Genomic DNA, 22,195 nt, shown 5'->3' on the forward strand with positions numbered 1-22,195 from the left:
GATCCAGCATCGGCGGATTTCCAATGGAGTTCACCCGTGCCATTCCTCCTCACCCGCTGGCTGCCCGGCCTGCTGCTGACCGCCGCCCTGCCTGTCATCGCTCATGCCCAAGCCCAGTCCCTCGCCCCGGAATATGGCCCTGAGCTGCAAGGTTTCGAATACCCTTACACGGTCAAGCATTTCGCCTTCGAGTCCCAGGGCAAATCCCTGCAAATGGGTTACATGGACGTCGCCGCCCATGGCAAGGCCAACGGACGCAGCGTGGTGTTGATGCATGGCAAGAATTTTTGCGGCGCGACCTGGGACACTTCGATCAAGGTCCTGAGCGATGCCGGGTACCGGGTCATCGCCCCGGACCAAATCGGTTTCTGTACTTCGAGCAAACCTGACAACTATCAGTACAGCTTCCAGCAACTTGCGGCCAACACCCAACAATTGCTCAAGGCGCTCGGCATCCAGAAAGCCACCCTCCTGGGCCACTCCACCGGCGGCATGCTCGCTACCCGCTATGCCCTGCAATACCCCGAACAAGTCGATCAACTGGCGCTGGTCAACCCGATCGGCCTGGAAGACTGGAAAGCCCTCGGCGTGCCTTATCGCACGGTCGATCAATGGTACGAACGCGAACTGAAGCTTACCGCCGACGGCATCCGTACCTACGAGCGCAACACCTATTACGGCGGCCGCTGGAAGCCTGAGTTCGATCGCTGGGTGGACATGCTCGCCGGCCTGAACAAAGGCCCGGGGCGTACACAAGTCGCGTGGAATTCGGCATTGATCTACGACATGATCTTCACCCAGCCGGTGTACTACGAATTCCAGAACCTGAAGATGCCGACGCTGTTGCTGATCGGTACGTCCGATACCACCGCCATCGGCAGTGATATCGCCTCGCCCGAGGTCAAGGCGAAAATCGGCCATTACGATGTCCTGGGCAAGCAAGTGGCAAAACTGATTCCCCAATCAACGCTGGTCGAATTCCCCGGCATGGGCCACGCGCCGCAGATGGAAGAACCGGCGCAGTTTCACCAGGCGTTGCTTGGCTGGCTGAACCAAACCAACCCCGTGCATGAATGAGGTAAGGCTGATGGCGGTGCAGATTGCAGTGATTGACGATTGGCAGGATGTGGCCCGAAACGTGGTCGATTGGTCGCTGCTGGAAGGTATTGGCCAGGTGAACTTCATCCACGACTACCCGGCCGACAACGCGTCGCTGGCAGAACGTCTGGGTGAGTTTGAGGTGATCTGCGTGATGCGTGAGCGCACCCGGTTCGATGAAGACCTGCTGCGGCGCTTGCCGAAACTCAAATTGCTGGTGACCGGCGGCATGCGCAACGCCGCCCTCGATTTCAAGGCCGCTGCGGCACTGGGCATTCAGGTGTGCGGCACCGACAGCTACAAACACGCGGCCCCGGAACTGACCTGGGCGTTGATCATGGCCGCGACCCGTAATCTCGTGGCCGAAGCCAACGCTTTACGCGCCGGCAAATGGCAACAAGGCCTGGGTGGCGATTTGCATGGCAAGACCCTGGCGATCCTCGGGCTGGGCAGCATAGGCCAGCGTGTCGCGCAATTCGGCCAGGTATTCGGTATGCGCGTAATCGCCTGGAGTGAAAACCTCACGGCTGAGCGGGCTGCGCAAGTCGGCGTGACTTATGTCAGCAAGCAGGAACTGTTCGAGCAGGCCGATGTGTTGTCGGTGCATCTGGTGCTCAGCGACCGCTCCCGTGGGCTGGTCGACGCCGAGGCACTGGGCTGGATGAAGCCCACCGCGCTATTGGTCAACACGGCGCGGGGGCCGATTGTCGATGAGGCGGCGCTGATCAAGGCCTTGCAGAAACGACGCCTGGCGGGTGCGGCACTGGATGTGTTCGATGTCGAGCCGTTGCCGGCCCATCATCCGTTCAGGACCCTGGAGAATGTGCTGGCTACGCCGCATGTGGGGTATGTGAGTCAGCAGAACTATCATTTGTTCTTTTCACAGATGATCGAGGATATCCGGGCGTGGTCTGCGGGCGCACCGATTCGGTTATTGAACTGATACCGCGTTATCGTTCTTCGCGAGCAGGCTCGCTCCCACATAGGATCTTCAGTGTTAAGAGATCCCTGTGGGAGCGAGCCTGCTCGCGAAGAGGCCCGAACCGACATCACAACCAAAACAATGCACCGCAATGGTGCAAGCCAACTGTTCACCCACGCACACTGATGTGACATTTCTGCTTCATTTTCAGCCAATTTCGCAAAAAAACCTGCCCTTCGTCGGTGCGTTTGCCTCGCAATCCGGCACGTCCGTACCGCTTTAAACCGATTGTCGAACAATTTTGCCATTCAGGCTTTACCGCTCTAAGTTCTGGTCTAGGCTCATTTTCGCGGGGCGAAACCGGCCGGTCACAAAGTGGAAAAAAAGTCGAAACTTTTATCTCCGGTGATCGGTCGACTGAAAGGTAGGTGCGTTGCGACTGGTGCAATCCTTGCAATGGCTACTCCACCCATTCTGCTTCAGCGCATTGGGCAGCGTTTGCTACCGATGTGCAGCGCTTTTGCGCCCGGCCCCGGGAATGGGCCAATGAAATACCGTTTGCCAGACCTAAGAATTAGATCAACAACACGGGAGATTCATATGATCAGTGCGGCTTTAGATGTTCAGGGAGAACGTGCTCATCAGCATGTCGGCGAATCGAGCGCCGTGAGTGCTCCCACTGCCCAGACGATCAGCGTTCCCGGCACCAAAACGCTGGCCCCGGTGGCCAGGCAGAATCCCAACCGCAAGAAAGTATTGTTCGTCACGTCGGAAATTGCCGATCTGGTGAAAACCGGCGGCCTGGGTGACGTTTCCGCCGCCCTGCCACGGGCCATGACGCACCTGCACGATGTGCGGGTATTGATCCCCGGTTACCCGCAGGTACTGCACAGCGAAAACCCGATTCACATCATCGGTGAGCTGGGCGGCCATGCCGCTCTGCCACCCTGCAAGATCGGGCGCATGGACATGCCCGATGGCCTGGTCATTTACGTGTTGATCTGCCCCGAACTCTACGAGCGTGAAGGTTCACCCTACGGTGCCAACAACGGCCGCGACTGGCCGGACAACCATATTCGCTTCGCTCGCCTGGGCCTGGCGGCCGCCGATATCGCCGCCAACCTGGCACAGATTCACTGGTGCCCGGACCTGGTGCACGCCCATGACTGGCCCGCCGGCCTGGCACCCGCCTACATGCACTGGCGCGGGCAGCGCACCCCGACCCTGTTCACCATTCATAACCTGGCGTATCAGGGTGTGACCAGCCTGGGGTCGTGCCCTGAATTGGGCATCCCCCATCACGCGCTGCAACAGGAAGGTATGGAGTTCTACGGCAAGATGTCGTTCCTCAAGGCCGGCATGGCCTATTCGAGCCACATCACCACCGTCAGCGCGACCTACGCCCAGGAGATCACCACCCCGGCCTTCGGCTGTGGCCTGGATGGCTTCCTGGCCGCCAAGACCCAGCAAGGTTTGCTCAGTGGCATTCCCAACGGCATCGATGAAAGCTGGGACGCTGCTACCGATACGCACCTGTTCCGCCCGTTCAGCATCGGCGACTGGGAAGGCAAGGCCGTCAACGCCGCCCATGTGCGCCAGTTGTTCGGCCTGGAAGCTAGCGAAGGCCCGCTGTTTGCCGTGGTCTCGCGCCTGGTCTACCAGAAAGGCCTGGACCTGACCGAAGCGGTTTCCGAATACATCGTCAAATCCGGCGGGCAGATCGCGATCATCGGCCGTGGCGAGCCGGAAGAAGAACAAGCCATGCGCGAACTGGCCCTGCGCTTCCCCGGCCAGATCGGTGTGCGCATCGGCTTCAATGAAACCGACGCCCGCCGTATGTTCGCCGGCAGCGATTTCCTGCTGATGCCTTCGCGTTACGAGCCGTGCGGCCTGAGCCAGATGTACGCCCAGCGGTTCGGTTCGTTGCCGGTGGCGCGCAATACCGGCGGGCTGGCCGACACCATCGAAAACGGCGTGACCGGTTTCCTGTTCGACGAATCCACGGTCGAAAGTTATCAGGAAGCCCTGAGCCGCGCGTTCAAGGTCTTCGCCTTCCCCGACCTGCTGCACGCCATGCGCTGCCGGGCCATGGCGGCGCCTTTCAACTGGTGCAAGGCGGTCGAACCCTACGCCGAACTCTACGAACAGCTGGTGGCCAAGGCACTGGGGAAATCGAACAAACAGTAAGAGGCTTTCAGGATGCCGTTACGGACCCTCGAGACCTGGCCCCACGGCGCAATCATGCTGGACGCTGAACACACGCAATTTGCGTTGTGGGCGCCAGATGCGTTCTACGTCAGTGTCGAACTGGAAAATGGACAGTCCTTGCCGTTGCTGCCACAGGCTGACGGCTGGTTCGTGATCAATACCCGTTGCCCGGCGGGCACGGGTTACCGCTTCAACATCGACGGCGAACTGGAAGTACCCGACCCGGCCTCCCGCGCCCAGGCCGGGGACATTCACCAGCACAGTGTGGTGGTCGATCCCCATGCCTATCGGTGGCAACACAGCGCGTGGCTGGGCCGTCCGTGGAACGAGGCGGTGATTTACGAATTGCACGTCGGTGCGCTCGGCGGGTTTCAAGCCATCGAGCAGCATCTGGCGCGCCTCGTCGAACTGGGTATCACGGCGATCGAACTGATGCCCGTGGCGCAATTCCCCGGCGAACGCAACTGGGGTTACGACGGGGTGCTGCCCTACGCGCCCCAGGCGTCCTATGGCTCGCCGGAACAGCTCAAGCACCTGATCGATACCGCCCATGGCCACGGCCTGGCGGTGATTCTCGACGTGGTCTACAACCACTTCGGCCCGGACGGCAATTACCTGCATCGCTACGCCAAGGGCTTTTTCAATGCAGACAAACACACGCCCTGGGGCGCGGCCATTGATTTCCGCCGTCGCGAAGTGCGGGACTTTTTCATCGAAAATGCCTTGATGTGGTTACTGGAGTACCGTTTCGACGGCTTGCGCCTGGACGCGGTGCATGCCATCGATGACCCGGATTTCCTCCAGGAACTGGCGCAACGGGTGCGCCAGCAGGTCGATCCACCGCGTCACGTGTGGCTGATGCTGGAAAACGAACACAACCAGGCCAGCCTGTTGCAGCAAGGCTACGACGCGCAGTGGAATGACGATGGCCATAACGCCCTCCACGTGCTGTTGACCGGCGAAATAGACGCCTATTACGCCGATTACGCGCAAAACCCCACCGAACAACTGGCGCGCTGCCTGAACCAGGGATTTGTGTTTCAAGGCCACATCAACCGCCATGGCAAACCACGCGGCGAGCCCAGCGGGCACTTGCCGCCCAGCGCCTTCATTCTGTTTTTGCAAAACCACGATCAAATCGGCAACCGCGCCTTTGGCGAGCGCCTGCATCAACTGGCGCATCCTGAGGCCTTGAAAGCCGCCACCGCATTGTTGTTACTGTCGCCGATGATTCCGTTGATGTTCATGGGTGACGAGTGTGCCGCCGAACAGCCGTTCCTGTTTTTCACCAGCCATCACGGCGAGTTGGCACGATTGGTTCGTGAAGGGCGGCGTAACGAGTTTGCCGCGTTCAGTGCATTTGCCGATCCGCATCGGCGTGAACAAATCCCCGACCCGAATGCACCACAGACTTTCGAAGCGTCCCGGCCAGCACTGAACGTTGCCGGCGCTTCGGCCACCCACGAGCTGTATCGACAACTGCTGCAAATACGCCATCGACACATCATTGCGCGCCTGCCCGGCGCCCAGGCCTTGGGTGCCGAGGTATTGGCCGACGGCGCGGTATCGGCTCGCTGGTTGCTGGGCGATGGCAGCCTGTTGCGCATTGACCTGAACCTCAGCCACCAGCCCGTGGTCCACACCCCACAGGCCGATGCCCAGGTGTTGTTCGAGCATCCTCCACAGGCCAAAGGCCTGCTGGATCAGGGCACCCTTGCCCCCTATTGCGCGCTGGTCACCCTCAAGCCCGCGGCCCCTTTGCCACCCCCGGATGGAGAGCGTCAATGAGCGATGCGCAACTTGAAATTCTGGCCAGCCGCGCCGGTCTGGCCGTCGACTGGATCGACGCCAACGGTCGCCCGCAAAGGGTCGCCCCTTCGGTGTTGCGCAATGTCCTGACCGGGCTCGGCCACCCGGCCGGCAGCGCGCAGGAGATCGACGCCAGCCTGCTCGAATTGCAGCAGGTGCAACAGACCCGGCACTTGCCGCCTTTGCTCACTGCCGACGTCGGCGTCGGCCTCAACCTGGCCCATTACTTCGCGCCGCAAACGCCGTGCGAGGTTCACCTTGAAGACGGCTCTCGGCTCACCCTCAAACTGGACGCCGAGGCGACGCTACCGGGACTGATTCCGGTCGGTTACCAGCAGGTCAGCATCGACGGACAAACCTTTACCCTGGCCGTGGCACCTGAGCGTTGTTACAGCGTGGGCGATGCCGTGGAAAACCCGACCCCGCGCACCTGGGGCCTGAGCGTTCAGCTATACGCCTTGCGTCGCAACGGCGATGGCGGGTTCGGCGATACCCAGGCCCTGGAAGACCTGGCCCGGGTGGCGGGTGAACGTGGCGCCGAAGCGCTGGCGATCAGCCCGCTGCATGCCATGTTCGCCAGCGACACTCAACGCTACAGCCCTTATTCGCCATCCAGCCGTTTGTTTCTCAACAGTCTGTACTGCGCGCCGGGCGCAATCCTTGGGGAGCGTGCGCTGCGCACCGCCATCGATGCCACCGGCCTGGCTGACGAACTCAGGCATCTGGAAAATCTGTCCCTGATCGAGTGGCCGGCCGCCGCCGAAGCCAAGCATCGACTGCTGGAGGCGCTGTATGAAGGCTTCGTGCAGGGTGAACACCCGTTGCACGCTGACTTCAGCAGCTTCCGCCATGCCGGGGGAGAAGCGCTGGAAAACCATTGTCGCTTCGAAGCCATTCAAGAAGCCCGTGCCGCCAACGGAGAAAGTCTCGACTGGCGGCACTGGCCCGAGCCATGGCGCAACCCGCGCAGCACTGCGCTGGCCGAATTCGCTGAGGAGAATGCCGGCCGCATCGGCTACTTCGCGTTCTGCCAGTGGCTGATCACCCGGTGCCTGGAACGCGCGCAAGCCGCCGCCCGAAGCAGCGGCATGGGCATTGGCCTGATCACCGACCTGGCCGTCGGTGCCGATGGCGGCGGCAGTCAGGCCTGGAGCCGTCAGGATGAACTGCTCGCCTCCCTCACCGTCGGCGCGCCACCCGACATTCTCAACCGTACGGGGCAAGGTTGGGGGATTTCCGCGTTTTCCCCGGAAGGCCTGGTGCGCAACGGTTTTCGTGCCTTCATCGAAATGCTGCGCGCCAACTTCGCCCACGCCGGGGGCCTGCGCATCGATCACGTCATGGGGCTGCAACGCTTGTGGGTGATCCCCAATGGTGCGCCGCCTGCCGACGGTGCCTACCTCTATTACCCGGTGGACGACCTGTTGCGCCTGTTGACCCTTGAATCCCATCGCCACCAGGCCATCGTCCTTGGCGAAGACCTCGGGACTGTGCCGGACGGTCTGCGGGAAAAACTCATCGCCCGCTCCATGCTGGGCATGCGGGTATTGCTGTTCGAACAGGACAATACCCACTTCAAGCCCATCCTCGACTGGCCGGACAATGCCCTGGCGACCACCAGCACCCACGATTTGCCGACCCTCAATGGCTGGTGGCATGGCCGTGACATCGACTGGAACGCCCGCCTGGGGCTGATCGATGCACACGCTGAAATCGAATGGCGCCACCACCGTGAGCGGGAGCGCGAGGGCCTGCGCCGCACATTGAGCCAGGACCCGCAGAACTTTCGCGAAGAGTCCCATGAGACCGATCAGGTGCTTGACGCCAGTGTGCGTTTCCTCGGCCATACCCGTGCGCCACTGGTGTTGCTGCCGCTGGAGGATGCCCTGGGCATCGAACAACAGGCCAATCTGCCCGGCACCATCGATTCCCACCCCAATTGGTCGCGACGCTTGCCGGGCTATAGCGAAGCCCTGCTCGATGACCCCGATGCCGCACGCCGCCTGGAACTGCTCGCCTGCGCGCGACTGCAGGCGGCCGAGCGCGACCAATGACATCGGTGCAAATACAGCCACTACGGGCCACCCTGCGCCTGCAATTTCATAAAGGTTTCACCCTCGATGATGCGGTGCCGCTGGTGCCGTACTTCGCCCGCCTCGGCATCAGCCACCTGTATGCCTCGCCGCTGCTCAGCGCGCGTGCCGGCTCCATGCACGGCTACGACGTGGTGGACCCGACCACCGTCAACCCGGAGCTTGGCGGCGAGGCGGCGCTGCATAGACTGGTCAGCGCGTTGCGTGGCCAGCACATGGGGTTGATCCTCGATATCGTCTCCAATCACATGGCCGTCGGCGGTAGCGATAACCCCTGGTGGCTGGACTTGCTGGAATGGGGGCGTCTGAGCCCCTACGGCGAATTCTTCGATATTCAGTGGCACTCGCCCGATCCGTTGATGGAAGGCCAGTTGCTGCTGCCATTCCTCGGCAGCGACTACGGCATTGCGCTGCAGGACGGCACCCTGCCCCTGTGTTTCGATGCCTCGCGCGGGGCGTTTCATGTCGCGCATTACGATCATCACTTTCCGATTTGCCCCAGCCATTACGGCGAACTGCTGAAGGCCGACACCGAGCCGCTCAAATCGCTGGCAGACCGCTTCAGCACATTGAGCTATCAGACGGACGCCCATAGCCTGGCGATGCCATTGAAAGAAGAATTGGGCGAACTGGTCCGCGATCCGGCCATACGCCAGGTCATCGACAACAACCTGAAAAGTTACGACGCCTTTACCCCGGAAGGCTTCCAACGGCTGCACAATTTGCTGGAACGCCAGAGCTATCGGCTCGCGAGTTGGCGCACCGCCGCGGACGACATCAACTGGCGGCGCTTTTTCGATGTCAACGAACTGGGTGGGCTGCGCGTAGAACGTCCCGCCGTGTTTGAGGCGACCCATGCGAAAATCTTCCAGCTGCTGGCCGAAGGCCTGGTCGACGGACTGCGCATCGACCACATCGATGGACTGGCCGACCCGAGGGGTTACTGCCGAAAACTGCGGCGGCGGGTCGATCGCCTGGTACCGGGCCGGCATCTGCCGATCTATGTCGAGAAGATCCTCGGCGAAGGCGAAACCCTGCATCGCGACTGGTCGGTGGACGGCACCACCGGCTACGAATTCATGAACCAGTTGTCGCTGCTGCAACACGCCCCCCAGGGCGCACAGAGCCTGGGCGAACTCTGGCACCGTTACAGCGAACGCCCGGCCGATTTTGCCCAGGAAGCGCAGCTGGCGCGCCAACAGATTCTCAACGGTTCCCTGGCCGGGGATTTCGAAAGTGTCGCCCAGGCCCTGCTGCAAGTGGCCCGGGATGACCTGATGACCCGCGACCTGACCCTCGGTGCAATCCGTCGGGCATTGCAGGCGCTGATCATGCATTTTCCGGTGTACCGCACCTACATCAGTCCACTCGGGCGTTCGGAACAGGACGAGGTATTTTTCCGACAGGCCCTGGACAGTGCCCGGCACACCCTCGGCGAAGCGGACTGGCCGGTGCTCGATTGCCTGGCCGGTTGGCTTGGCGGCGAGCCCTGGCGCAAACGCCCGGTGGGACGCGCGCGCAAGCGGCTCAAGCATGCCTGCGTGCGCTTTCAGCAATTGACCTCACCGGCGGCGGCAAAAGCGGTGGAAGACACCGCGCTCTATCGTTCGGCCGTGTTGCTTTCGCGCAATGACGTCGGCTTCGACACCGAACAGTTCAGCGCGCCAGTGGCTGACTTTCATGCCGCGTGCGGCCGGCGACTGGCCGAGTTCCCTGACAACCTGCTGGCCACCGCGACCCATGATCACAAACGCGGCGAAGACACCCGCGCGCGCCTGGCGGTGTTGAGTGAGCGCAGTGCCTGGTATGCCGACCAGATCGGCCTGTGGCGCGCCCTCGCCCGCCCCCTGCGCAACGATGACTCATCACCGTCGGCTGGCGATGAGTTGATTTTGTATCAAGCCATCCTCGGCAGTTGGCCGCCGGGTTTGCGCAGCGACGATCAACCGGCGCTGGAGGACTACGCCGGACGCCTCTGGCAGTGGCAGCGCAAAGCCCTGCGCGAAGCCAAGTTGCAGAGTAGCTGGAGTGCGCCAAATGACGCCTACGAGCAAGCGACCCAGGCATTTGTCCAAGGCCTGTTGCTGACGCCGGAGGGCGAATTGCTGCGCTCGGCCTTGGGCAAGGCCGCGCAGGTCATCGCCGTCCCCGGCGCGCTCAACGGCTTGGCGCAAACCTTGCTGCGCATGACCGTGCCGGGGGTGCCGGACCTCTATCAGGGCAATGACTTCTGGGACTTTTCCCTGGTCGATCCGGACAACCGTCGGCCAGTGGATTACCCCAGCCGCCAGCAGGCCTTGCACGAATCGATGGAGGCGTCTGATCTGTTGGCGCACTGGCGGGACGGACGCATCAAGCAGGCCTTGATCGCGCGCACGTTGAACCTGCGTTCAGCGCATCCGGAGCTGTTTCGACGGGGCACTTATCAGCCCCTCGACATCCTCGGCGACCAGGCGCATCGCGTGCTGGGATTTGTTCGGGAACATGAGGGCCAACGGGCCATCGTGATCGTGCCGATTCGCTGTGCATCGCTGCTGGAAAACAGTGCCGTCCCGCAGGTAAGTGCGCTGCTGTGGGGCGATACGCGGGTCCATTTGCCGTTTGCTACCGCCGGGGAAAATCTCAAGGGACTTTTTTCAAGCGTCGCAGTCACAAAACACAGGGAGCTGATGGTCAGCGCCGCGCTGGGGGACTTCCCGGTCAATCTCTTTATCCAAACTACCCACACTTGAGTTCAGTTCAGGAGCAATGCGATGAGTACCGACGATAAACGCATCCGCGAGTTTGCCTATCAGATCTGGGAGTCCGAAGGTAAGCCCGAGGGTCAGGAAGCCCGGCACTGGGAGATGGCCTGCAAACTGGCGGAAGCCGAAGCGCTGGCGCCGAAAAAGGCACCGAAAGCGGCGGCCAGCAAGACACCAGCCAGCAAAACGGCGCTCAATGGTAAGGGTGGCGAGCCAAAAACCAAGGCCAAGGCGAAACCTGCCGCTGCCTCCAAGGTGATTCCGCCGGGCGAGAAGGCCACCGAGAAAAAGCCTCGGGCTGTGCGCAAACCGCCTGCCGTCTGACGCATTGCCCGACTGAGCTGAACAACTGTGTGGCGAGTCTTCTCGCCACCGCGGGCACGCTCGCCAGGCCTACCCCCCTTGTGGGAGCGAGCCTGCTCGCGATAGCGGCCTGTCAGGCAACGCAAGTGTTGGATGTGGAACCGTCATCGCGAGCAGGCTCGCTCCCACATTGACCCGGCAGTTGCCCCCCCCCTTTGCAGGAGCACTTATGACCCGCCCAAAGAAAGACACGCCAGCCCCTCAAGAGCCGTCGAGAATTCGTGAGGGTCTACCCTTTCCATTGGGTGCGACCTGGGACGGTCTGGGGGTCAATTTCGCCCTGTTTTCCGCCAACGCCACCCGTGTGGAACTGTGCATTTTCGACGACGCCGGCGAAGTGGAACTCGAACGCATCGAGCTGCCGGAGTACACCGACGAAATCTTCCACGGCTACTTGCCCGACGCCCATCCGGGGTTGATCTACGGCTACCGTGTGTATGGCCCGTATGACCCGGCCAACGGCCACCGATTCAATCACAACAAATTGCTGATCGACCCCTACGCCAAGCAACTGGTGGGCAAGTTGAAATGGTCCGAAGCGTTGTTCGGCTACACCATCGGCCACCCCGACGCCGACCTCAGTTTCGATGAACGCGACAGCGCGCCCTTTGTGCCCAAATGCAAGGTGATCGACCCGGCGCACACCTGGGGCCACGACCACCGGGTCAGCGTGCCGTGGGACAAGACGATCATTTATGAAACCCACGTGCGCGGCATCAGCATGCGTCACCCAGGCGTCCCCGAGAACCTGCGCGGCACCTTCGCCGGGTTGATGGTCGACGACATGCTCGAACACATCCGCAAGCTCGGTGTGTCCACTGTCGAGTTGCTGCCGATCCATGCGTTCGTCAATGACCAGCACCTGCTGCACAAGGGCATGACCAATTACTGGGGCTACAACAGCATCGCGTTCTTTGCGCCAGACCCGCGCTACCTGGCCAGCGGCAAGATCGCCGAGTTCAAGGAAATGGTCGCGCACCTGCACGAGGCCAATCTGGAAGTGATCCTCGACGTGGTCTACAACCACACCGCCGAGGGCAACGAACAGGGCCCTACCCTGTCCATGCGCGGCATCGACAACGTCTCGTACTATCGCTTGAAGCCCGATGACAAGCGCTTCTACATCAACGACTCCGGCACCGGCAACACCCTGGACCTGAGCCACCCGTGCGTGCTGCAAATGGTCACTGACTCTCTGCGCTACTGGGCCTCGGAAATGCATGTGGACGGGTTCCGCTTCGATCTGGCGACCATCCTGGGGCGTTATCACGATGGCTTCGATGAGCGTCACAGCTTCCTGGTGGCCTGCCGCCAGGACCCGGTGTTGCGTCAGGTCAAGCTGATTGCCGAAGCCTGGGACTGTGGCCCCGGCGGCTATCAGGTCGGCCACTTTCCACCGGGCTGGGTGGAATGGAACGACAAGTTCCGTGACACCGTGCGCGCCTTCTGGAAAGGCGACGACGGGCAACTGGCGGACTTCGCCAGTCGCATGACCGCATCCGGCGAGATGTTCAATCAGCGTGGTCGTCGGCCCTATTCTTCGGTGAACTTCGTCACCGCCCATGACGGTTTCACCCTCAACGATCTGGTGTCGTACAACGACAAGCACAACGAAGCCAACGACGAAAACAACCAGGATGGCAGCAACAACAATCTGTCATGGAATCACGGCGTCGAAGGCCCTACCGACGATCCCGAAATCAATGCATTGCGTCATCGCCAGATGCGCAACTTCTTCGCCACCTTGCTGCTGGCACAGGGCACGCCGATGCTGGTGGCCGGCGATGAATTCGCCCGCACCCAGGATGGCAACAACAATGCCTATTGCCAGGACAGCGAGATCGGCTGGGTCAACTGGGACCTCAGCGAAGACGGCAAGGCCCTGCTCAAGTTCGTCAAACGCCTGATCAAATTGCGCCTGGCCTACCCGATCCTGCGCCGCGGGCGTTTTCTGGTGGGCAATTACAACGAGGACATCGGCGTCAAGGACGTCACCTGGCTGGCCGCCGATGGCAGCGAGATGACCACCGAGCATTGGCACGATGCGCACAATCGCTGCCTGGGCATGCTGCTCGACGGCCGCGCCCAGGAAACCGGCATTCGCCGCAAGGGTGCCGACGCCACCCTGTTGCTGGTGGTCAACGCCTACCACGACGTCGTCAACTTCGTGCTGCCGGAAGTACCCGATGGCGGGTTCTGGACCTGCATGATCGATACCAACCAACCGTCGATTCGCGGCCAGGAGCGTTTCGAGTTCGGCCACGAGTATTCGGTCACCGGTCGTTCGCTGCTGTTGTTCGAACTGCAACATGAGGAAGAAGAGTGAGCAGCGCCCCCCCTGTAGGAGCGAGCCTGCTCGCGAAAAACGCCTGGACACCACTGGCATTCAGACAACCCGCGTCATCGTTGACGCCCATCGCGAGCTAGCTCGCTCCTACAGAGGAGTACGAAAAAAAAATGTACCGCCTGGAACATCGAGGCGACGAATAGCATTACATGAGCAATACTCTGTGCGCGGCGATTCCAGGGTTCGGAACGCGGCACAATGCTATCAACGAGAACAAGGACGTAGCCATGAAACCGGTCTCTCTGCTCGAAAACAGCCTGCCGGCACAGATCTGGAACAGTGCCCCGCAATTGGACAACGTCCCGGTCATCAACACCCAATCCCTGGTCCGGCCTGGTGCGCGCGCCGTGGTAATTGCCCCGCATCCTGGCGATGAAGTGGTGACCTGCGGCGGCCTGCTGCAGTTGCTCAGCGCCATGGGCCATCCCTTGCAACTGATCTCAGTGACTGACGGCAGCGCCAGTCATCCGGGCTCGCAGCAGTGGTCGGAGAAACGCCTCAGCGTATTCCGCTCCCAGGAAAGCGTCGAAGCCTTGCGCCGGCTCGGGTTGCCGATGCACAGCCTGAAGTGGATTCGCGGCGGCTTCACCGACAATGCCCTGGCCGAACATGAGCAGCAAATGACCCGGTTCATAGCCCGTTATTTGCGGCCGGGCGACGTGGTGTTCAGTACCTGGTCCGAAGACGGCAACAGCGACCATGATGCCGTTGGCCGAGCCAGTGCCAATGCCGCGACCATTGCCGGCGCCGATTTTAACGAAGTGCCGGTCTGGGCCTGGCACTGGCCAACGCGTGATCGGGGCCTGATCCCGTGGCATCGTGCCCGCAAGGTACGCCTGGACACCTGGACGGTGGCGCGAAAAAGTCATGCGACCCATGCATACGCCAGCCAACTGGACGGTGAACCCGCCATCGGCATCGCCCCGCTGCTGCCACGGGTGCTGCTGGAGCGGATGCGGTTGCCTTATGAAATCATCTTCGTCTGAACTGCAGAAATTCAACTGTGGGAGATTTATTGGCTGAGGGCGACCCAGATCCACTGTGTGAGCGAGCCTGCTCGCGAAGGGACCCTCACATCCAACATCCATGTTTGACTGGCCCACCGCTTTCGCGAGCAGGCTCGCTCCTACAGGGAATCAGATATATCCGAGAAAATCCGGATGGAACCGCCCGCCCCCACATCAGTCGCATGCATAAGCCAGCCTTGATTCAGAGGAGTGAAAGTGACCAGTACATCCAAGCCGCAGACGATCGAGTCGGAGCCGCGGGACAAATCACCGGCCATTCATCGACTGCGAGTGCTGACCGTCAACACTCACAAGGGATTTACCGCCCTCAATCGTCGTTTCATCCTGCCGGAACTGCGTGAAGCCGTGCGCAGTACCTCAGCGGACCTGGTGTTTTTGCAGGAGGTGGTCGGCGAACACGATCGCCACTCTTCGCGTTACAACGATTGGCCATCGACCTCGCAATACGAGTTTTTGGCGGACAGCATGTGGAGCGATTTCGCCTATGGCCGCAATGCGGTCTACCCCGACGGTCATCATGGCAACGCGCTGCTGTCCAAATACCCGATCCGCGAGTACCGCAACCTCGACGTTTCGATCACCGGCCCCGAGCGTCGCGGTTTATTGCATTGCGTACTGGACGTGCCGGGCCATGCGGAGGTGCATGCGATTTGCGTGCACCTGAGCCTGCTGGAAAGCCATCGTCAACTCCAGTTGCAGTTGCTCTGTCAGCTGCTTGAGTCCCTGCCCGACGAGGCACCGGTGATCATCGCCGGCGACTTCAACGACTGGCAGCTGCAAGGCAACGCGGCCCTCGCCCGTCGCGATGATCTGCACGAAGCCTTCGAACGCCATCACGGCCGTCCGGCAAAAACCTACCCGGCGCGATTTCCGTTGCTACGCCTGGATCGCATTTATCTGCGCAATGCCAGCAGTCATGAGCCGACAATTCTCGGGACCCGACCCTGGACGCATTTGTCGGACCATTTACCCTTGGCCGTTGAAGTACATCTCTGAGCCCTTGGCCGGGCTTGTCGAAAACGGTTCATGCCCGGTTGATTAATCGTTTCACCTGTTACTTTTGACAGTAGATATGTAAAAAAACGACTGCTACGTTGCTCTCGTCCATGGACTGTATGTATGGACATGCGACTCATAGTGGCCGTCGTTGCCGAAGGATTTCGATTACGGGAGATTGCCTTCCCGATGCTGTCTCGCAACTCGCGCTGCCGAGGGTGATTGAAGCATTGCCATTTTTGACACGTGGCAACTCAGTCGCCGATCAACATGCGGAGACGAGCATGAAGTTTTCCAGCGATCTGCCCAAGTACCGTTACAGTGCCTGCATCCTTTTATTGCTGTTAGGCGTAGGCGGATCCCACCCCGCCCACGCAGCCTGTACGCTCACCCCCACCGCCGGTAACGATAATTTCGTCTGTGACAGCGCCAGCAATGGACCGCTGACTGACCTGGCGGGCAATAACACCTTGACCTTTCCCGCCAGCGGCACCGGTACGATCAATGGCAATGCCACGTTCGGCGCCGGCGCCGATACGGTGGTCATGAACTCCGGCCGCATCGTCGGCGCGCTCAATCAGGGGGATGGCACCAATATCCTCACCATCAACGCCGGGCAGATTACCGGGGCCGTTAACCAGGGCAGCGGCATCGATAACTTCACCATGAACGGCGGCTCTATCCAGTCCCTGGCCCAGGGCGACAGTCGCGATTTTTTCCTGATGACCGGTGGCACCATCGTCGGTGCCTTCGAGGACGGCGATACCGCAAAAATGACCGGGGGCACCATCGGCCGGGTTGACATGAAACTCGACAACAACCTGTTCGACATGTCCGGCGGCAATATCCTGGGCAATCTGGTGACGGGCTTCGGACGAGACACCATCATCGTCTCCGGGGGCAAGATTGGCGGCAACATCAGCGTCAGCGGTGGTAACGACAGCATCACGGTGACCGGTGGCGAGGTCGTCGGCGAGATCCGCACCAGCGCAGGCAATGACACCTTTGTCTGGGATGGCGGCGGCCTCCTCCATTCGGCAATCCTGATGGAAGACGGCAATGACAGCGCGACCGTGCGCAATCTCAGTGAAGGCACCCTCGCCCAGACCCCGAGCCTCAACGGTGGCAGCGGCAACGATGTGCTGACCTTCGATCACAGCACGACCACGGGTGCCGGTCGTTACGTCAATTGGGAAACGGTCAACCTGAACAACAGCTCACGGCTCGATCTCGCCGATAACTTCGTCCTGGGTGACAACGCCAGCGGCACCGGCGTTTTCAATATTGACGGCAGCAGCACCCTGACCTCGACGCAAGGCAGCATCACGCCCTTCACCGCCGGCCAGCGTGCCACGTTGAACAATGCCGGGATCATCGACCTGAGCAGCGGCAATACCCGCACAAGCGACACGTTGACGGTCCAGGGCAATTACACCGGCAGCGGCGGTCAGTTAAGGGTGCAAAGCGTGCTCGGCGATGACAGCTCGCCCAGTGACAAACTGGTGGTCAATAACGGGACTTTGACCGGTACCACTGCCATCTCGGTCACCAATCTGGGTGGCACGGGTGCGGCCACCTTGCAAAACGGTATTCAGGAGGTTCAGGCCCAAGGCACCGCAACCAGCGATGCCGGCGCCTTCTCGCTCAAGACCCCATTGTCGGCCGGCGCCTTCGAGTACCGCCTGTTCAAGGGCGGCGTCACCCCTGGCAGCGAAAACAGCTGGTACCTGCGTTCGTCCGTCGTGGCGCCGCCGCTGGTTCCGGTAACCGTGGCCAACGCCGACCCGGCCCTGCCGCCGGTGGTGGTGTTGGTGCCGCTGGTGGCGACACCCGTGGCCGCTCCCGGAAGCCCGCCATTGAGCACGCCCGCACCCGGTGCCGCGCCGATTGCGCTGTACCGTCAGGAGGTGCCTGCCTGGACGGTATTGCCCCCCGCCGCAGCGCAACTGACCCTGTCCGCCCTCGGTACTTTCCATGATCGCCAGGGCGATCAGCGCCTGTTGACGGAAACCGGCTCCTTCGGTGCCGGCTGGGGGCGGGTCTACGGCAAGAACGTCGACCAGACCTGGGCCGGCACCGTCACGCCACGGCTCGACGGCTCGATCAAGGGGTTTCAGGTGGGCAACGACCTGTACGGTTCACAGACTTCCGGAGGACAAACGCAACGCACAGGCTTCTTCGTCGGCCATAGTCGGCTGGACGGTGATGTCGATGGCTTCAATCAGGGCTATCAAGGCAAGCGCGCCGGTAAAGTCGAGCTCGAGGGTGACAGCGTTGGCCTGTATTGGACCCTTGCGGCCCCCGGTGGCTGGTATTTCGATACGGTAGCGATGTACACCTGGCTGCGCGGCGACAGCCATTCCGACCGTGGCCTCAAACTCGACAATAACGGTCACGGGCTGACCCTCTCAGTAGAGACCGGTTATCCCTTCGCGCTGGCGAACAATTGGGTGATCGAACCCCAGGCGCAAATCATCCGCCAGAAGATAAACCTCGACAGTCAGGACGACGGCATTTCCAGGGTGTCTTTCGATTCCGACCCCGCCTGGACCGGACGTCTGGGTGCACGTCTCAAAGGGCGCTATAACGTCGGGGGCCTGCCACTGGAGCCTTGGTTGCGCGCAAACCTTTGGCAGACGCTTACCGGCACCGACACAGTCACTTTTGCCGGTACTACCGATATCGACACCGAGCAGAAATCTTCGTGGGCCGATGTCGGTATCGGCGCCAACCTGTCCCTGGCCACCAGCGTCAGCGTGTACGCCAATGTCGATTACAGCCGCAATATAGACAGCAATCAGCAGCGTGGAGTGGCCGGCAATCTGGGAATAAGAGTGAGCTGGTAATACCGAGCAATCGCTCTAGCACGCACTTTTTTTGACGATTTTTCCAATAAACAAGAACTTAGGGATGCGCCGTAAATCAGTCACTTATAAGACCCGAAATACCCATACCACTTATCGGCCATTTTCTTGACGCAACGTCAGGGGTCTTCTTGACTTCACCGTACTACCCCCGGAAACACTATCAGGGGCAAGCCCCCCAAGACACCCGCGAACACGGGCGGCCCCCGGCTTGCCTCCATACATTCGGTCGCCCCTCGCTCGGGGTAGGAGAGACGCCAAGGCAAGTACGGCACGCGATGCAAGGTAGCCACGCCATGAAAACCTCATTCACCCAACAAGAGATCAAAATCACTTTTTGCACTGTCTCGAGCTCACTCCTGTTGTGCTCCTCCATGGAAGTGCAGGCCTCACCGGTCGAAGAAGATACAGCCCCCTGGTATCGCCAGGACATCCCGGTGCTCGCCCTGCCCGCAATCGCGACCACGTACCCCGGCCGTTTCGGCCCTGCGCCTGATATGCGAAGTAGCCAACTCACCACCGAAGACGCGACACCCTATGCCTGGGATCAGGTCTATGGGCAGGCCTCCCGCCAGGCGCAAACCGACGCCACGGACCAGGGCTTTACCAATCCCGGCTCAGGCGAAATCAAGGGTCCGGCGATCCTCACCCTGCAAAGCGGTAGCGGCCATACCCAGCAGGTCGGCCTGATTGGCGGCACCAACCAGATTCAGGGCAACAGCAATGGCCTGCTGACCAATCGCGGCATGTCTGACCCGAGCACCGACACCCTTAACCTGCAAGGCCAAAGCCTGGGCGCCTACTACAGCCTGACCGGGCCACAAGGCTGGCACGTCGACCTGACGGCCAGCGGTGGCCGCGTCAACGGTTTCAGCCGCAACGACCAGGGCCTCCGGCAAGCCACCGAAGGCAGCGCGATGACACTGTCGGTTGAAGGTGGCTTTCCGATTGGCATCAGCGAAAACTGGGTGGTTGAACCCCAGGCGCAATTGATCAACCAGCGAATTACCCTCGACACTCCCTATGCGGGCTCGGGCAACACTTCTTCCTCCGACCTGACCTCATGGAGCGGCCGTGTAGGTGCGAAATTGAAAGGCAGTTATGCCATCGACGGCCTGCCTGTCGAACCTTATGTTCGGACCAACTTGTGGCACACGGTGTACACCGGCAATACCGTGACGCTGGACCAGGTGGACAAGATCACCAGCAGTCGCAACTCTTCGACGGTCGAACTGGGTTTGGGTCTGGTCGCCAGAATGACACCGACCGTCAGCCTGTATGTCAGCGCCGACTACAGCAGCGATGTGCTCAACAGCGACTTCAACGGGTTGATTGGCAGCCTGGGGGTGCGGATGCGGTGGTGAAGGTCTGGACTCAAGATATGTGTTGTTTGCAATGACGCCATCGCGAGCAGGCTCGCTCCCACAAGGATTGCGCATATCCTGTGGGGCGAGCCTGCTCGCGATGGCGTCGATGCGGTTTCGGATCAGCCCTCGGGACTGAGCATCAACACCGCCAACGGCGGCAAGTTCAGTACCAGCGACAACGCCTGGCCATGGCTCGGCGCTTGCTCGGTAGACACCCCGCCACTGTTGCCGTAATTGGACCCGGCATAGATCGACGAATCGCTGTTGAACAGCTCGGTCCACTGCCCGGCGAACGGTACGCCAACGCGATACGCCTCACGAGGCACCGGAGTGAAGTTGGCCACCACCAGCACCGGCCGACCTTCCTTGCTCCAGCGTAGCCAGGCATAAACACTGTTCATGGCATCGTCGCCAATCAGCCACTGGAAGCCCTGGGGTACGTCATCCTGCTCGTGCAGCGCCGGCTCTTGGCGGTACAGGCGATTGAGGTCGCCCACCAGTTTCTGCACACCCTTGTGTTCCGGATATTGCAGCAGGTACCAATCGAGTTGCTGATCGTGGTTCCACTCGCGCCACTGGCCGAACTCGCAGCCCATGAACAACAGTTTCTTGCCCGGATGCGCCCACATGAAGCTCAGATAGGCCCGCAGGTTGGCGAATTTCTGCCAGCGGTCGCCGGGCATCTTGTCGATCAGCGAATGCTTGCCGTGCACCACTTCGTCATGGGAGATCGGCAGGATGAAACGCTCGGACCAGGCGTACACCAGGCCGAAACTCAGTTCGTTGTGGTGATGGGCGCGGTACACCGGGTCCTGCTGGATGTAATGCAGCGAATCGTGCATCCAGCCCATGTTCCATTTGTAGGCAAAGCCCAGACCGCCCTGTTGGGTACTTTGACTGACCCCCGGCCAGGCCGTGGACTCTTCGGCGATCACCAGCGCACCCGGCGCTTCCAGCGCGACCACGTCGTTCAGGTGACGCAGGAAGTCGATGGCCTCGAGGTTCTCCCGTCCGCCGTGGCGATTCGGCACCCATTCGCCGGCCTTGCGCGAATAATCGCGGTACAGCATCGACGCCACCGCATCGACCCGCAGGCCGTCGACGTGGAAGTGCTTGAGCCAATGCAGCGCCGAAGCCAGCATGTAACCATGCACCTCGGTGCGCCCCAAGTTGTAGATCAGCGTGTCCCAGTCCTGATGAAAGCCTTCCTGCGGATTGCCGTATTCGTACAGTGCGGTGCCGTCGAACTGGGCCAACCCGTGAACATCGGTCGGGAAATGCGCCGGTACCCAGTCGAGGATCACGCCGATTTGCGCCTGGTGGCAGGCGTTGACGAAGGCTGCGAACTCATCGCCGCTACCGTATCGGGCACTGGTGGCGAATTGCGAGAGCAATTGATAACCCCACGAACCACCGAACGGGTGCTCCATGATCGGCATCAGCTCGATGTGGGTGAACCCGAGGTCTTTGACATAGGGAATCAGTCGCTCGGCCAATTCCGGCCAGGTGTATTGGCGGGCGACTTCGCCAAGATCGTCCAGTTCGCATTGCCAGGAACCGGCGTGCAACTCGTAAATCGACAACGGCGCCGTAGGACGATGACGCTCGCCACGGGACTGCATCCAGTCCTGATCCTGCCAGTCGACTTGCAGCGGGGACGCTACTTTCGAGGCGGTGTCCGGCGGCAGGCTCGTGGCCAGCGCCATGGGGTCGGCTTTCAGCGGCAGAATGCCTTGTTTGCCGAGAATTTCGTATTTATAGGCCTCCCCCGCCTGCAGGCGCGGGACGAACACTTCCCAGACCCCGGTGGGGTGACGCAGGCGCATCGGGTGACGGCGGCCGTCCCAGTTGTTGAAGTCGCCGACCACCGACACGCGTCTGGCATTCGGCGCCCACACGGCAAACCTGACGCCCTCGACGCCCTCTACGGTCTTGAGCTGCGCACCGAGGCAACTGCTCAAGTCGCGGTGATTGCCTTCGGCGAACAAGTACAAATCCATTTCGCCGAGCAACGGGCCGAAGCTATAAGGGTCTTCCGAGATCTGCTCGCCACCGGCCCAGCGGGTTCGCAGCAGATAGGGTTGCGCCCGGTCGAAGTGCCCGACAAACAGTCCGGGGGTCTGGGTCGCTTCAAGGCTGCCCAGCTCCTCGCCTGAGTCCCTGGCCAGCACTTGCACGCTCAACGCGTCCGGCAGATACGCCCGGATGTACTGCCCGCCGGCACCATCGCCATGGGGGCCGAGAATTGCAAAGGGGTCGTGATGCTCGGCGCGTACCAGGGCATCGATATCCCGTGCCTTGGGCAACAGCGCTTCGTTGTGATGATGACCCTGTTCCTTGTTCGAGAAACTCATGA

13 protein-coding genes are annotated in these 22,195 nt (G+C 61.2%); 12 read left to right on the forward strand and 1 reads right to left on the reverse strand.

Features of this window, described 5'->3' with window-relative positions; all coding sequences use genetic code 11:
• Positions 1–36: 36 nt before the first annotated feature.
• The 12 genes from BJ917_RS02745 to BJ917_RS02800 all read left to right on the forward strand — a co-directional run bounded on the left by BJ917_RS02745 (position 37) and on the right by BJ917_RS02800 (position 19,836).
• Complete coding sequence (locus BJ917_RS02745) at positions 37–1,077, forward strand: alpha/beta fold hydrolase (RefSeq protein WP_121101671.1); 1,041 nt, start codon at positions 37–39, stop codon at positions 1,075–1,077.
• A 10-nt stretch (positions 1,078–1,087) separates the two neighbouring features.
• Positions 1,088–2,041, forward strand: a complete 954-nt coding sequence (locus BJ917_RS02750; RefSeq protein ID WP_121101674.1) for a D-2-hydroxyacid dehydrogenase family protein — start codon at positions 1,088–1,090, stop codon at positions 2,039–2,041.
• Between the two features lie 579 nt (positions 2,042–2,620).
• The gene (gene glgA, locus BJ917_RS02755) at positions 2,621–4,207 is read left to right on the forward strand and encodes a glycogen synthase GlgA (protein ID WP_121101677.1); all 1,587 of its coding nucleotides are present in this window, start codon (positions 2,621–2,623) and stop codon (positions 4,205–4,207) included.
• Positions 4,208–4,219: 12 nt separating this feature from the next.
• On the forward strand, positions 4,220–6,016 hold the full coding sequence (treZ, locus tag BJ917_RS02760; RefSeq protein WP_121101680.1) for a malto-oligosyltrehalose trehalohydrolase: 1,797 nt from the start codon (positions 4,220–4,222) through the stop codon (positions 6,014–6,016).
• A complete protein-coding gene (gene malQ, locus BJ917_RS02765) occupies positions 6,013–8,091 on the forward strand; it encodes a 4-alpha-glucanotransferase (RefSeq protein ID WP_121101683.1) in 2,079 nt (692 codons plus the stop codon). The genes treZ and malQ overlap by 4 nt, the downstream gene beginning before the upstream one ends.
• Positions 8,088–10,862, forward strand: a complete 2,775-nt coding sequence (locus tag BJ917_RS02770; RefSeq protein WP_121101686.1) for a malto-oligosyltrehalose synthase — start codon at positions 8,088–8,090, stop codon at positions 10,860–10,862. The genes malQ and BJ917_RS02770 overlap by 4 nt, the downstream gene beginning before the upstream one ends.
• Positions 10,863–10,883: 21 nt before the next feature.
• Positions 10,884–11,198, forward strand: coding sequence for a DUF2934 domain-containing protein (locus tag BJ917_RS02775; protein WP_096511171.1), 315 nt, complete (start codon positions 10,884–10,886; stop codon positions 11,196–11,198).
• A 208-nt stretch (positions 11,199–11,406) separates the two neighbouring features.
• Complete coding sequence (gene glgX, locus BJ917_RS02780) at positions 11,407–13,563, forward strand: glycogen debranching protein GlgX (protein ID WP_096511169.1); 2,157 nt, start codon at positions 11,407–11,409, stop codon at positions 13,561–13,563.
• Positions 13,564–13,811: 248 nt separating this feature from the next.
• On the forward strand, positions 13,812–14,570 hold the full coding sequence (locus BJ917_RS02785; protein WP_121101689.1) for a PIG-L deacetylase family protein: 759 nt from the start codon (positions 13,812–13,814) through the stop codon (positions 14,568–14,570).
• A gap of 237 nt (positions 14,571–14,807) precedes the next feature.
• Complete coding sequence (locus BJ917_RS02790; RefSeq protein ID WP_096511165.1) at positions 14,808–15,608, forward strand: endonuclease/exonuclease/phosphatase family protein; 801 nt, start codon at positions 14,808–14,810, stop codon at positions 15,606–15,608.
• A 284-nt stretch (positions 15,609–15,892) separates the two neighbouring features.
• Positions 15,893–18,454: an autotransporter outer membrane beta-barrel domain-containing protein gene (locus tag BJ917_RS02795; protein ID WP_121101692.1), complete on the forward strand. Its 2,562-nt coding sequence runs from the start codon at positions 15,893–15,895 to the stop codon at positions 18,452–18,454.
• 314 nt (positions 18,455–18,768) lie between these two features.
• Entirely contained in the window at positions 18,769–19,836 is a 1,068-nt protein-coding gene (locus tag BJ917_RS02800) for an autotransporter outer membrane beta-barrel domain-containing protein (protein WP_096511161.1), read from the forward strand.
• A 122-nt stretch (positions 19,837–19,958) separates the two neighbouring features.
• Here BJ917_RS02800 and glgB read toward each other — a convergent pair whose 3' ends face one another.
• Positions 19,959–22,193, reverse strand: coding sequence for a 1,4-alpha-glucan branching protein GlgB (gene glgB, locus BJ917_RS02805; RefSeq protein WP_121101695.1), 2,235 nt, complete (start codon positions 22,191–22,193; stop codon positions 19,959–19,961).
• Between the last annotated feature and the right edge of the window lie 2 nt (positions 22,194–22,195).

Source organism: Pseudomonas sp. WPR_5_2 (genome assembly GCF_003634475.1).
GTDB lineage: Bacteria > Pseudomonadota > Gammaproteobacteria > Pseudomonadales > Pseudomonadaceae > Aquipseudomonas > Aquipseudomonas izuensis.